At 62.6% G+C, this 12,750-nt stretch carries 15 protein-coding genes; 4 read left to right on the top strand and 11 right to left on the bottom strand.

Going from position 1 to position 12,750, the window contains the following annotated elements; genetic code table 11:
* Positions 1 to 27: 27 nt before the first annotated feature.
* Positions 28 to 579: a hydrolase gene (locus tag FQ668_RS18130; RefSeq protein WP_019436717.1), complete on the top strand. Its 552-nt coding sequence runs from the start codon at positions 28 to 30 to the stop codon at positions 577 to 579.
* Between the two features lie 26 nt (positions 580 to 605).
* Entirely contained in the window at positions 606 to 1,658 is a 1,053-nt protein-coding gene (locus FQ668_RS18125; protein ID WP_014590496.1) for a DUF1615 domain-containing protein, read from the top strand.
* A gap of 166 nt (positions 1,659 to 1,824) precedes the next feature.
* Here FQ668_RS18125 and FQ668_RS18120 read toward each other — a convergent pair whose 3' ends face one another.
* The 9 genes from FQ668_RS18120 to FQ668_RS18080 all read right to left on the bottom strand — a co-directional run bounded on the left by FQ668_RS18120 (position 1,825) and on the right by FQ668_RS18080 (position 9,362).
* Complete coding sequence (locus FQ668_RS18120; RefSeq protein WP_014590498.1) at positions 1,825 to 2,688, bottom strand: metal ABC transporter solute-binding protein, Zn/Mn family; 864 nt, start codon at positions 2,686 to 2,688, stop codon at positions 1,825 to 1,827.
* Positions 2,685 to 3,584, bottom strand: coding sequence for a metal ABC transporter permease (locus FQ668_RS18115; RefSeq protein ID WP_019436718.1), 900 nt, complete (start codon positions 3,582 to 3,584; stop codon positions 2,685 to 2,687). The genes FQ668_RS18120 and FQ668_RS18115 overlap by 4 nt, the downstream gene beginning before the upstream one ends.
* On the bottom strand, positions 3,584 to 4,330 hold the full coding sequence (locus tag FQ668_RS18110; protein ID WP_014590500.1) for a metal ABC transporter ATP-binding protein: 747 nt from the start codon (positions 4,328 to 4,330) through the stop codon (positions 3,584 to 3,586). Before FQ668_RS18110 ends, FQ668_RS18115 begins: the two co-directional genes overlap by 1 nt.
* Complete coding sequence (locus tag FQ668_RS18105; RefSeq protein WP_019436719.1) at positions 4,327 to 5,229, bottom strand: metal ABC transporter substrate-binding protein; 903 nt, start codon at positions 5,227 to 5,229, stop codon at positions 4,327 to 4,329. The genes FQ668_RS18110 and FQ668_RS18105 overlap by 4 nt, the downstream gene beginning before the upstream one ends.
* Positions 5,230 to 5,245: 16 nt before the next feature.
* Complete coding sequence (locus FQ668_RS18100; protein ID WP_014590502.1) at positions 5,246 to 5,815, bottom strand: DUF6162 family protein; 570 nt, start codon at positions 5,813 to 5,815, stop codon at positions 5,246 to 5,248.
* Positions 5,812 to 6,132, bottom strand: coding sequence for a hypothetical protein (locus tag FQ668_RS18095; protein WP_014590503.1), 321 nt, complete (start codon positions 6,130 to 6,132; stop codon positions 5,812 to 5,814). The genes FQ668_RS18100 and FQ668_RS18095 overlap by 4 nt, the downstream gene beginning before the upstream one ends.
* On the bottom strand, positions 6,129 to 6,662 hold the full coding sequence (locus FQ668_RS18090) for a hypothetical protein (RefSeq protein ID WP_019436720.1): 534 nt from the start codon (positions 6,660 to 6,662) through the stop codon (positions 6,129 to 6,131). The genes FQ668_RS18095 and FQ668_RS18090 overlap by 4 nt, the downstream gene beginning before the upstream one ends.
* Positions 6,659 to 7,852 (bottom strand): PepSY domain-containing protein, encoded by a 1,194-nt coding sequence (locus FQ668_RS18085; protein WP_014590505.1) that lies wholly within the window; start codon positions 7,850 to 7,852, stop codon positions 6,659 to 6,661. Before FQ668_RS18085 ends, FQ668_RS18090 begins: the two co-directional genes overlap by 4 nt.
* 175 nt (positions 7,853 to 8,027) lie before the next feature.
* A complete protein-coding gene (locus FQ668_RS18080) occupies positions 8,028 to 9,362 on the bottom strand; it encodes a lysine N(6)-hydroxylase/L-ornithine N(5)-oxygenase family protein (protein WP_014590506.1) in 1,335 nt (444 codons plus the stop codon).
* Between the two features lie 174 nt (positions 9,363 to 9,536).
* Between FQ668_RS18080 and FQ668_RS18075 the strand changes: the two genes are divergently transcribed.
* Positions 9,537 to 9,983: a hypothetical protein gene (locus tag FQ668_RS18075; protein WP_019436721.1), complete on the top strand. Its 447-nt coding sequence runs from the start codon at positions 9,537 to 9,539 to the stop codon at positions 9,981 to 9,983.
* A gap of 332 nt (positions 9,984 to 10,315) precedes the next feature.
* Here the strand turns inward: FQ668_RS18075 and pbpG are convergent, their stop codons facing one another.
* Together pbpG and FQ668_RS18065 are read right to left on the bottom strand one after the other, a co-directional pair.
* Positions 10,316 to 11,242, bottom strand: a complete 927-nt coding sequence (pbpG, locus tag FQ668_RS18070) for a D-alanyl-D-alanine endopeptidase (RefSeq protein ID WP_019438360.1) — start codon at positions 11,240 to 11,242, stop codon at positions 10,316 to 10,318.
* Between the two features lie 265 nt (positions 11,243 to 11,507).
* On the bottom strand, positions 11,508 to 12,182 hold the full coding sequence (locus FQ668_RS18065) for a polysaccharide lyase family 7 protein (protein ID WP_014590509.1): 675 nt from the start codon (positions 12,180 to 12,182) through the stop codon (positions 11,508 to 11,510).
* A 236-nt stretch (positions 12,183 to 12,418) separates the two neighbouring features.
* On the opposite strand from FQ668_RS18065, the gene FQ668_RS18060 reads away from it, so the two are divergent.
* Positions 12,419 to 12,742, top strand: coding sequence for a DUF1654 domain-containing protein (locus FQ668_RS18060; RefSeq protein WP_019438359.1), 324 nt, complete (start codon positions 12,419 to 12,421; stop codon positions 12,740 to 12,742).
* Positions 12,743 to 12,750: the final 8 nt, after the last annotated feature.

Raw genomic sequence — 12,750 nt, 5'->3', positions numbered from 1 at the left:
GGGTTTTTCCCAGGCAAGAGGCAGACAATGCTGATCGATCCACTTAAGGCCACGCTACTGGTCGTCGACATCCAGGAGAAACTGATCGGTGCCATGAGCGACCCCGAAGGCACTCGGGCACGGGCCCGTTGGTTGCTGGCGGCGACTGCCGAGCTGGCGCTGCCGACGGTGATTTCCGAGCAGTACCCCAAAGGCCTGGGTCATACCCTGGCCGAACTGCTGGCCGCAGCGCCGACAGCCGAAGTGGTGGAAAAAAGTCACTTTTCCTGCGTGGCTGCCGAGTGCCTGCCAGCCAGTTTGATGGCCCGCGAGCAGGTGATCGTCTGCGGCATGGAAACCCATGTTTGCGTGCTGCAGACCGTGCTCGGCCTGTTGGCGCTGGGCAAGCAAGTGTTCGTGGTCGAGGATGCCTGCGACAGCCGCACCCCGGCCAGCAAGGCCGCAGGCCTGGCGCGCATGCGTGCTGCCGGCGCGCAGGTAGTGACCCGCGAGATGGTGTTGTTCGAATTGATGGGCAGTGCCGGGCACCCGCAGTTCCGCCACATCAGCAAAACCTATCTGGTCGGTGAACAGCCCTGAACGGCCGGTTACTTGCCATTTCGCTGATGGCCCTGGCGCTGTTGCAAGGCTGTGCCGGGCGCCGCGAAGAAGCGCCCGAAGCGGACCCGGCCAAAATCCGTGCGCAGCTGTTGCGGCTGTTACCCGCCCAGGTCAAGGACCGCGAGGGTTGGGCCAACGATATTCAGGCAGCCTTCGAAGCCCAGCGCATAGCGCCCAGTAAAAGCAACCTGTGCGCAGTGCTGGCGGTGACCGAACAGGAGTCGACCTTCACTGCGGACCCGCAGGTGCCCAACCTTGGGCGTATCGCCCGCCAGGAGATCGACCGCCGCGCTGCGCGCCTGCATATTCCCAAGCTGCTGGTCGACGGTGCGCTGAAAACGCCGTCGGGCAACGGCCAGAGCTACCAGCAGCGTTTGCAGACGGTGCGCAGCGAAAAACAGTTGAGTGAACTGTACGACGAAGTCGTTGCACGCGTGCCGCTGGGCAATACCTTGCTGGACGGGCTGAATCCGGTGCACACCGGTGGGCCGATGCAGGTCAGCATCGACTTCGCCGAAAAGCATGCAAGGGATTACCCCTACAGCCATGAAGGCACGATTCGGCAGGAAGTGTTCAGCCGGCGCGGCGGCATGTACTTCGGTATTGCCCACCTGTTGGGCTACCCGGCCAATTACGAGCGCCAGCTTTACCGTTTCGCCGATTTCAACGCGGGCTGGTACGCCAGCCGCAATGCGGCATTCCAGGCGGCATTGAGCAAGGTCACGGGGGTGAAGTTGGCACTGGACGGCGACCTGGTGGCGCCGGGGGCGATCATGCCGGGGACGACTGAACTGGCCGCGCGCAAGCTGGGGGTGAAGCTGGGGCTGCGTAACCCGCAGATCCGAAGCCAGCTGGAGGAGGCCGACAGCCTGGCGTTCGAGGACAGCAAGCTGTATAGCGGGGTGTTCGCCCTGGCGGATGCCAAAGCCGGCAAACCGGTGCCCCGCGCAGTGTTACCGGGCATCGAGCTGAAGAGCCCGAAGATTACCCGCAAGCTGACCACGGCCTGGTTTGCCGGGCGGGTGGATGAGCGCTATCAGCGGTGCATGAAGCGTTAGCCTGGCAGCAACCGCGATCCTTGAGCGGGTTTACCCGCGAATACGGTGGTGGCGGCAACGGTGATCGGCGGGTGGAAATTGGCCAGCAGGCCCGGCCCTTTCGCGGGTGAACCCGCTCCTACGAACCACCGGTGCGTGTCCACCGCAGCCGCGCGAGCCTGTCCGATCAGCGCCCGCCCAATGCCCCCACCACCTGGTCAACGCTGGCCTCGAGCCCCGCAATCGCATCTTCAGGGTCACTCTCCACCACCACCAGCTTGGCCCCGGCCGCCTTGATCACCTCGGCCACTGCCGCGTCCGGCTGACGATGGTCCAGCACCAGTGCCACGTCCTGCGCCTTCAGGTTGTCCCCTAGCGCCTTTAGGGCGGCTGCATCCCATTCGGCCGGCAGTGGCTGCTCGACCGCATCCAGGTTCAACCCGTTGACCAGATACCCCAGCCGCTCCGACAGGCTCACCACCGTCAGGTTGTCGACTTTGGCCAACCGCGTCTGGCTGCTGGCCGAAAGCTCCAGCAATTGGCGCTTGAGCCCTGCCAGGTTGCCCTGGATCTTTGCCTTGTCGTCAGGCGCCAGGCGCTCCAGGTCATTGGCCACCACGTCGGCCATGCGCCCGAGGTTGGTCGGGTTGAGCCAGGGGTAAGCGTCATAGGCATCGTCACCGCTCACCGCAATGCCCGGCAGGGCACCATCCACCGGTCGTGCGGCATCGATCTCGACAATGCGGATATTGCTGCGCCGAGCCACCGGGTACAGCGGGTCGTCGCGCCAGATCGAACGCACGGCGATCACCGCATCTGCCTGCTGGGCGGCCTTGTGCAGGCCTGCGCCGCCACGCCCGCTGAAATACGACGGTTGGCGGCTGGCAGGCAGGTTGGCCGGTGCCGCCCGCTGGAGTTGCACCGCAGTGCCTTCGAGCAAGGCGCTGGCCAGGCTATGGGTGACGGGCAGGGTCGTCAGCACTTGCGTGGCGAAAGACAGGGACGGCAGGCCGGCCAGTGCCAGCGCCAGGGTCAGGTGTTTGAAGTTCATGCCGGGTTTCCTTGCAGGCGGGGAACGAGCGCGCGGGCCAGGGCGGCCAGGGCAAAGCAGATGCCGGCGACCAGGATGATCGCGGCCCCTGACGGCACCGGCAGGTCGAAAACGATCGGTAGCAGGATGCCGAACAGGGTACTGATGGTGGCAATCAGCACTGACAGGAAGAAAAAGCCCTTGAGCGACTGGCTGACCAGGCGAGCGGCGGCGGCCGGGATGACCAGCAGTGCACCGACCAGGATGGCCCCGATCACCTTTACCGCAGCCACGGTCACCAACGTCACCAGCACGACGAACAGATAGTCCAGGGTCTTCACCGCCACCCCGCGCACAGCCGCCAGCTGCGGATTGAAACTGGCCAGCATGATGCGGTTGTACAGCGGCAGCGCCAAGGCCAGCACCAGCACTGCGACGATGCCCAGCACGAGCAAGTCCTGGGCGCTGACGGTCAGCACCGAGCCGAACAGCACGTTCTCGAGGATGTGTACGTTGATCTTGCCCGCCAGCATCAGCAGCAGGCTGGCGCCCAGCGCCAGCGACACCGACAGGAACACGCCAATCAGTGTGTCCGGCGACAGCCCGGTACGGTTGCGCAGGAAGTTGAGCAGGATGCCGAACAGCAGGCAGTAGCCGAACAGGCTGCCGTAAGGGCCGGTATAGGGCTCACCCAGCAGGATACCGATGGCCACGCCGGTCAGCGCCGCATGGCCGACCGCCTCAGAGAAGAACGCAAAGCGCTTGACTACCACCAAGGTGCCCAAGCCGCCCAGCACCGGGCCGATCATCAGGCCGGCCAGCAAGGCATTGACCACGAAACCGTAGGCCAGCGCCTCGGGCAGATAACCGGCAGTGGCCCAGCCCTGGACCGTTTGGCGAAAGATTTCAAAACTCATCAGGCAAGGCTCTCGCTACGCGGGTGAACGGAGAACAGGCCGAGCAGGCGCTCCGGGGTCAGGGCCTGGGCAGGCGGCGCATCGAACAGCACCTGGCGGTTCAGGCCTGTTACCCGGTCCGCCAGACGCAACACGGCTTCCAGGTCATGCTCGATCCACAGAACGGTAGTGCCGGCCTGGCGCCAGCCCTGCAATAACTGTTCGAACACCTGGATTCCGGCTTCATCGAGGGCCGACATCGGTTCGTCAAGCACCAGCAACTGCGGCTCGGGGATCAGGCCCTGGGCCAGCAGCACGCGCTGGCGCTCACCGCCGGACAGTGCCCCCATGCGCCGCGTGCGCTTGTCGAGCATGCCAACCTTTACCAGGGCTGCATCAATGGCCGGCTTCACGCGCCGCGACAGGCCGAGGAAGGCCGGGCGGCGCTGGCACATGGCGGCCATGAAATCGTCCACGGTCATGGGCAGGCCGCGGTCGAACTCCAGTGCCTGCGGCACGTAACCAATCACTTCGTGCTCACCTGGCCAATGCAAGGTCAGCTGGCCCTGGTGTGGCATCTGCCCGAGCAGGGTTTTGATCAACGAGCTCTTGCCACCGCCGTTGGGGCCGACGATGGCGTGCACGCTGCCTGCTGCCACGCTGAAACTGACCTGTTCGAGGATACGCGTGCGCCCCAGGGTCAGGTCGATGCCAGTGAACTCGATGCGCGGCCCGCAGGCTGTCGCCAGCTTGGCGGCAGCGGTCATGCGCGGTTCTCCTGAATGGCGCGGACCACCGTGTCGAGGTTGCGCTTCATTTCCACCTCGTACTTGTCCTTGGTGTACTCGCCGTAGGAGATATGCGTCAACGGATACAGGCGCACACCGGACTCACGCTGAATGGTTTCGACATAGGCCGACGGGAAGTCCATTTCCGAGAAGATCACCCGCACGTCCAGCGCCTTGAGCTGGTCGATGGTCTTTTTCAGCTGCGCCGGGCTGGGCTCGATGCCATGGGCCGGCTCGACGACAGCGGTCACCTCCAGGCCGAAATCGCGCACCAGGTAGTCATAGGCGGCATGGATGGTAGCGACCCGGAACGTTGCGCCAGGGGCTTCGGTGACCTTGGCCAGGGCCTCGGCACGCAGGGCGCGCAGGCGTTTGGCGTAGGCACGGGCGTTTTGCGTGTACAACTTGGCGTTGTCCGGGTCGAGTTTGCCCAGTTCACGGGCGATGTTGTTCACCTGGGCGATGGTGGTGCTGATCGACAGAAAGGTGTGCGGGTTGACCACCTTGCCGGCACCGCGCGCGGCAATGCCGGTGGCCGCCAGCAGCGGCACGTTCTGATTGGCTTCGATTGTGGCGATGTCGGGTTTTTCGCTGGTGGCGATCATGCGGTCTGCGAAATCGTCATGGCCAACACCGTTGAGCACCACCACGTCCAGTGTGCCGATGCGCTTGATGTCCTCGGCCCGCGGCTCGTAGGCGTGCGGGTTGAAGCCCGCCGGAATCAGGGGAACCACCTCGGCCTTGTCGCCGACAATATTGCTCACGTAGCTGTAGTAGGGGTGCAGGGTGATGCCGATTCGCAGCGGCTTGCTGTTATCGGCCAGGGCCAGTGCCGGCAGGGCAAGGGTCAGGAGCAGGGCGAGGGCGGAGCGAAACATGGGCGGGTCCTTGGGTTCAGTGACGGTGTTCGCGGGTAACACCGGCGTCGTAGTGGCTGACCACCTGCTGCCAGCCAGCGGCGATCAGGGCGGCCTGGCCGAGGTCGTCCGGGATAACGGCGGCGCTGTCGCGGCGCAGCCAGACATCGGCTTGGCCTGTGCTGTCGGGTGGCAGGATCAGCAGCAGGCTGCCGGCAACTTCCGGGGCCTGGCTGCGACCCAGGTAGGCGCCGGGTTCCAGCCATGACCATTGGTGGGCGCCACGGCTCTGGCTGCCGGCATCGACCACGAACGGCGGCAGGCCTTCTTCGGCCAGGGCCTTTACGCTGGGTGTGACGGCGTTTTCTTCGCGCAGTAGCTGGATCTCGTCGAAGGCTACCCGCAGGTCGGTGTACAGGCCTTGTTCGGCGGCGGTGAGGTCGCGGCGGGCGTCGATCTGGTAGCTGGCGATGGCCTGTTCGTCCTCGCGCTCACCGCGCAGCAGCACCACGCTGGCGGCGAGTACCACGATCAGCAGGCTTGCCAGCAGCACGTACAGGGTTTCGTGCCCGGCACCGGCCGGGCGAATGACTTGGGCGCGGCTCATGGTTGGGCGATATCGGCGTAGTCCACTTCCACCACGTGCCCGGGGCCGGCATCGAACAGCACATAGAATTCACCGTCCGGGCGCTTGAAGGTCAGCGTCGAGTCGTCGCCAAGCTTGCCGCCGACCAACACCTGTTCGTCATAACCGATCACGTCCAGGGTCACCCCGGGGGCACCGCTGCCGTCCGAGAAACCGCCGGTGCACTTGACCTGGCCGTTGGCCAGTTCCTCGCATTCGCACATCGGGTTGTGCGCCAGCGCCGGGCTGGCGGCCAGTACCAGGAAGGGCAGCGTCAGGGTGCGCATCAGGTGTTTCATTTGTTGCCTCCTTGTTTCTCGAGCCATGCAACGGTGGCTGGCGATGCCTTGGCCAGGGGGATCGACGCCTGGTGCATGCTGCCGTCCCAGCCTTCCAGGGTGATCCAGATGTGCGCATCGGGTTTGGTGCGCGGCGGGATCGGCAACGAGGTGCCCATGTTGTACGGTGCACCGAAGAAGATGGTGCCGGCGGCGCGCAGGCTGCGTGGCTTGCCGATGCGCAGGTAGGAGGCCTTGACGTCCTTTATGCAGGCCTTGCACAACGCTGCATTGAACGATTTGAAGTAGCCGGCCGGGCCGTCGGCGCGTGGCGCCTCGTCACGCAGTTCGGCTAGGTCGAGGCTGTAGGGGCCGACCTGGATGTCACTGATCACGTTGGCGCCAAGGCCCGCCTCGCCGCGGAACAGCCTGGCGTCGGCGAAGTACTTGGGCATGAAGCCCAGCGGGATCAGGATCAGCAGGATGTTCAGGTGAAAACGCCACTTCAGCCAAAGCTGCTTCAGCGGGCTGGCGGGCAGGGCCTGGCTCATGAGTGGATCTCCACGGTGGTTTCACTGTGTGCCGCACGTGGAGCGCGCTCGCTGCGCTTGAGGGCCGCGGCGGTGGCCTGGGCGGTGCGTTTGGTCCAGATCAGCAGGCCGCTAAGCACCATCAGGGTGAGGATCAGGCCGAAGAAGAACCACACCAGCTTGATCGGCAAACCGCCAAAGTCGCCGGTGTGCAGCGGGCGCATGGACTCGGTGACGAACTCCAGGGCCGAACGGTCGCTGATCAGGAACTGGCTGTCGACATTGCGTGTGTACGGATTCACCGAAGCACTCTGGAACATCAACGGGTACCAGCCCGGGCCAGACAGCGTGACGTGGCTGTAGGCAGTGGCGGGGAGCGAGATGGAGGTCACTTCCAGCCCCGGGATCGCCAGGCCGGCAAGGCGCGCCGCTTCGTCCAGGTCGATGCGCGAGGCGGGGCTGCCATCTGGCGTTTGCGGTACCTCCTCACGGGCGATCACCGGCACGATGGGTCGGCTGGAAATGGTGATGTGGTTGTCGAACAGGATCGCCTGGATCAGGAACCAGGTGCCGGTGATGGAAATGACCGCAATGAACCATATTGACCACACCCCGGACAGACGGTGCAGGTCACCCCAGAAGATTCGCGAACCATGGCCGGTACGCACGGGTTTGAAAAAGCCTTTCCAGAACTTCTTGTAAACCACCAGGCCGGTGACCAGCGAGGCCAGCATCGGCAGGCCGAGCAGCGATACCAGGTACCAGCCCCAACTGAAACCGTTGGTGAACGGCACCAGCCACCAGCCGTGCAGGGCGCGGGTGAAGGCTTCGAAGTTGAAGTCTGGGGTCTTGCCCTGAATGGTTCCGGTGTAGGGGTTTACATACAGCGTCGGGCTGGTGCCATCAGGCAGGGTTACATTAGCTTTTACCGCGAAGTGCGAACCATCCGGCTGGCTCAGGCGCTCCACCACCATGTCCGGCTCGGCCTTGTTCAAGGCCTCCAGTACCTGCTGAAAGCTCATGCGCTCGGTGTTCGCGTCTGGCTTGTTGGCGCGCACGGCCGGATCGGCGAGCCAGACGATTTCCTGACTGACCACGGCGAGCATGCCGGTGAAACAGACGATCAGGACAAAGAACCAGATCGGCAAGGCGAGCCAGCTGTGGACCAGGAACCACAGCCTGGATTTGGATTTTTTCGGTGATTTGGCCATCAGACGGTCTTCTGCTATTGGTGGTCGAGCGTGTGCCAACCAAAGAGTGCTGTACTGATAAGGACGAATGAGAATTGAAAACCTGCAGGTTAAAATGAAACTAAATGTTTCAAAGCACAAAAACCGGACTGCGCACGAGGCGTCAGTCCGGCCTTGATGGCGGGTTGCAGAGGGGTCAGGCGCGGGTCAGCGCCACTGCTGCTTGGGGTTTTTCGTGCAGCTGCTCCAGATCCTGGTACAGCGCTCGGCCAATTTCCGCAGCGCGGGTTGGCAGGACCGAAAGCAGGGTGTCACTCAGGCCGTGGCTGTTTTCGCAGAAGCCCTGCAGGTACACCGAGGCTTGCAGGTCGGGGCTGGCCAGTACGCGGTAGTTGCGGTCGACGCTGAAGTCCTCCAGGTAATCGGCCAGCGGCGCCAGCAATTCACGGTGCGAGCGGCGCTCGTAGCCGGTGGCGAGGATAACGGCATCGTAGCGGTGGGTTTGCTGCTGGCCGGTGGCGAGGTCGCGCAGGGTCAGTTCCAGGCCTTCGCGGGTGGCCACCACAGCTTCCACCTGGCGCCGGCACAGCACGTTGTGGCGGTGCTGATGGGCAACCTTCTGCCGGTAGAGGATGCCGTAGATGCGCTCGATCAGGTTGAGGTCGACCACCGAGTAGTTGGTGTTGTGGTATTCGCCTAGCAGTTTGCTGCGCTGGTCGGCCGGTTCGTTGTAGACCAGGTCGGTGTAGTCGGGCGAGAAGATCTCATTGACGAAGGGGCTGTCGTCGGCGGGCTTGAGAGCCGAGCCGCGCAGAATCATGTCGACCTTGACTGACGGATAGCTGTCGTTGAGGTCGATGAACGCCTCGGCGGCGCTCTGGCCTGAGCCGATCACGGCAATGCGCATGGGTTTGCCAGCCGTGCACGGCAGTTTGGTCAGGCTGCTCAGGTACTGCGAGTGGTGGAAGACCCTCGGGTCGTCCTTGAAGGCGCCGAAGTTTTCCGGAATTTTCGGTGTGCCACCGCTGCCCACCACCACCGAGCGGGTGGGGCGGCTGTATTCGCGGCCTTGTCTGTCACGCGTGATCACGCACAGGTGTTGGACCCGGCCTGCATGCAGGTGCGGTTCGATGCGCAACACTTCCTGCCCATACACCGCCTGAGAGGTGAAATGCTCGGCGGCCCAGCGCAGGTAGTCGTTGTACTCCAGGCGGCAGGGGTAGAAGGTGCCGAGGTTGATGAAGTCGGCCAGGCGCTGCTTCTGGTGCAGGTAGTTGACGAAGCTGTACGGGCTGGTCGGGGTGCGCAGCGACACCAGGTCCTTGAGGAACGAGATCTGCAACTCGCTCTGGGTAGCCAAGGTCTCGCCGTGCCAGTGGTAGTCTTGCTGCTTGTCGATGAACAGTGCGTCGAGCGCATGGCCCCGGGATTCGGCGAGCTCTTCCAGGGCGATGGCCAAGGCCAGGTTGGAGGGGCCGAAGCCCACGCCGATCATGTCTTTGATGGTTTCCTGCTGTGAGGACTGGCTCATGGCTGCGATTCCCTGAATGGTCGAATATGGACGCCCGCCGGGGCTCCGGCTCCTGCGCAAGTACATGAGTTGGAACGAGCCAGCCGAGGGGGAATTTAAGCGGGCTAAAGAACAGCGTGAGGCGGCCGATGTGTTGGTTACGGCAAGGACCAATCCTTCAGGCAGGGAATCGACATGAGCGGCATCACGGCAAGCAACCTGATGATCAATGGTGTTTCAGCACAGACGCTGAGCGCGAATGCAGCAACCGAGCGTGAACAGGCGAAACAGGCCGGTGAGGCGGTGGGGCCGTTGAGCATCAGCAGTGACAGCATGAGGGTGTCGGCGGGTAGCCAGGCGCAATCCACCGACACTGAAGGCAGTGGCGAATCGGGGGCTGTGAGCGAGCTGCGTCAATTGATCAAGGATCTGCAGAAGCAGCTGGCAGAAGAGCAGAAACAGTTGGTGGCATTGCAGAATAGCAAGATGGACGAGACTGCCAAGGCGGCAGCGATAGGTGCCAAGCAGGCGAGCATTGCCACCCTCAACGGGCAGATCATGGCGGCCACGGCGCAGTTGCTGGAGCTGTTGCAGCAAGAGGGCGGCAGCAGTGCGGGAGGCATGGTCAGCGCTACGGCCTGACAGCGGTCTTGCTCAAAATTTAAAAGCCTGCGCAGTCGCCTGTAGGCGCGGGGGTGGACATACAGGGGGATTGGGCGCAGGCCGTCGTGTAGGAGCGGGTTCACCCGCGAAAGGGCCGGGCCTGCTGGCCAATTTCACCCGCCGTTCACCGTTGCCGCCGCTACCGTATTCGCGGGTAAACCCGCTCCTACACCTATTGAGGGTGGACATACATTGGTGATTGGGCGCAGGTCGTCGTAGGAGCGGGTTTACCCGCGAACACGGGCGAAGCCCGTGCTATCCGCCGCGTTGTCTGTTTCGCGAACAAGCCCGCTCGTTCCAGGATATGGCGGTCATTCGGCCGCCAACCGCCCCTTGTTCTGCCGGTCGGCCTTGTACTGCATGGCCACCGCCGGTGCCGGCTTGGCGGTACCGGTTTCCAGCCATTGACGCATGCGGCTGGCATCGGCGAAGTGGGTGTACTTGCCGAAGGCATCGAGAATGACCATGGCCACCGGGCGGTTATCCATGCGGGTCAGCAGTACCAGGCAGTGCCCGGCCTCGTTGGTGAAGCCGGTCTTGGTCAGCTTGATATCCCAGTTGCTTTTGTTCACCAGGTGGTCGGTGTTACGGAAACCCAGCGTGTAGTTGGGCTTGCGGAAGGCGACGGTCTTTTCGCGGGTGGTCGACAGCTCGCTCAGCATGGGGTACTTGCGCGAGGCCATCAGCAGCTTGGCCAGGTCGCGGGCAGTGGATACGTTCTGCGTCGACAGGCCGGTCGGCTCAACATAGCGGGTATGGGCCATTCCCAGGCTGCGGGCTTTGGCATTCATTGCCTTGATGAACGCCGGATAACCGCCGGGATAGGCGTTGGCCAAGCTATTGGCCGCACGGTTTTCCGACGACATCAAGGTAATCAGCAGGGTTTCGCGACGGTCCAACTGGCTGCCCAGGCGCACGCGCGAGTACACGCCTTTCATTTCCGGGTTGTTGGCAATGGTCATGGTGAGCATTTCATCCATGGGCAGCTTGGCATCCAGCACCACCATCGCCGTCATCAGTTTGGTTACCGAAGCGATCGGCACCACGCGGTCGGCATGGCTCGAATACAGCTCCTTGTTGCTGTTCAGGTCGATCAGCAGAGCGCTGCCTGAAGCCAGATGCAGTTTGGATGGGTCACGTTGAACCTGGGCCGGGGGTTGTGCAGCAGCAGTCGACGGAAGGGTCGCGGTACCTGTGAGCAACAGCAGCAGGCTGAGGATGGACAGGGAAGTTTTCACGTTGAGGCTCACTAAAAGTTGGTATGTCGTTGGCTGTGCAAGGGTTTTCCCCCTAAAAACCGATGCATTCTGGAGTATGGCTGAATTACTGTCGAATGCCTTATGACTAAAGGGCGCAAAGTGAACGATATTTAATCCTGTACCCATTCTTCACCCATCAGATAGGGATGGGATGGACCCCGTGTTGGGTTTTTGCATACCTGCAACAGCATCAGGGCTTTCGATATCAGGGCAGGGCATCGGGATGCCCTGCCGGCCTTCGCGTTCAGCGATGGATGAGCGAGAGTTCGCTGATGATGCAGATCGAGCCATCCTCGGCGGGCGTTGCGTCGGTGTAGTCGACCTGGTTGTAGACCCCGCCGTGGAACTCGAACAGGCGTGAAGCCCAGGTACTGTCGAGCTGCAAATCGCCCGACGAAGCGGATACCCCGTTGCATTCGGCCGTCACGGTTACCACACCTTCAGACGTGGTGTGAATGCTGATGTGGAAGGTCGCACCCAGTGGCACCCCCTTCAGGATTGGGGAATTCACCGGGTCGGTCTGGTTGAAGGTGCGCCGAAACCCCAGGGTGATGTTGCCCTTGTTCCAGAACACCTTTACCGGCGGGCCGTCGTCCCCGCGTACGTGCATCTGGGCGATGACCACCTTCTGCGCCGAGTTGACCTTGGTCAGCGTCATTGTCTGGCGATTCCAGTGATCCTGGGCGCTGGCCAGCGTCCAGTCTTGCGTTTCTGTCCATTCGCAGCGTGTCCTGTGGGTGCTTTTGCTCGAAGCACCTTTGGTTGGGGCTGAGAACTGGATCGAGCCATCGCTGAGCACCGTCACGATGCTGGGAAAGCGGGCAATCGCTTCAGCACCGTTCAGCTCCAGAGCAACGGGGTTGGTTGAGGAGACGGCTACCGGCGTGGCGATGGTGAGGTGGCTGATATCTACGGCCATGGGGGAACTCCTGGCGAAAAGGTTTGAGTGGCATAGCAGCCGTACAAGCGACGGCTGAACACAAAGTTAGCCTCAAGCTAAATAACGGTCAATAGCTTATGGCTAAATTATTTTCGCTCCACGGGAAATTACCTACTGGCGAAATTTTTCCGCAATGGGGGGCTTTACGCAGGATTTGGCAGTGAGCTAAGCTTTCGCTGAGTACTGTACGAATATACAGCTATCAGGATGAGAATATGGCAAGCCACATGAAGTCGGAACCCCAACAGCGCCAGGAGATGACCGGAATAGAGCGGCTTAGTCTGCGGGTATCGTCAATGATCAACCACCCGCTCGCACAGACGCAGCGCTGGGTAGTGGTGCATCGTCTGGATACCGACGGTGAAGCGGAATGGGAGGAGGTGATGGGCCAGCTGCTGGAAATGCCCGAGTTGCAGCTGACGTTCAATGATGACGCTAGCGTGACGGTGCGATGGGCGCGCAGTAGCGTGGAAGAGCGTGATGATTTTATCGTCGAACGCGACTGCGAGGCGCAGGTCGGGGAGGCTGCACCGTTCTGAGCTTCAGC

Source organism: Pseudomonas sp. Kh14 (genome assembly GCF_900291005.1).
GTDB lineage: Bacteria > Pseudomonadota > Gammaproteobacteria > Pseudomonadales > Pseudomonadaceae > Aquipseudomonas > Aquipseudomonas alloputida.
This window is presented reverse-complemented; position numbering and strand designations above follow the sequence as displayed.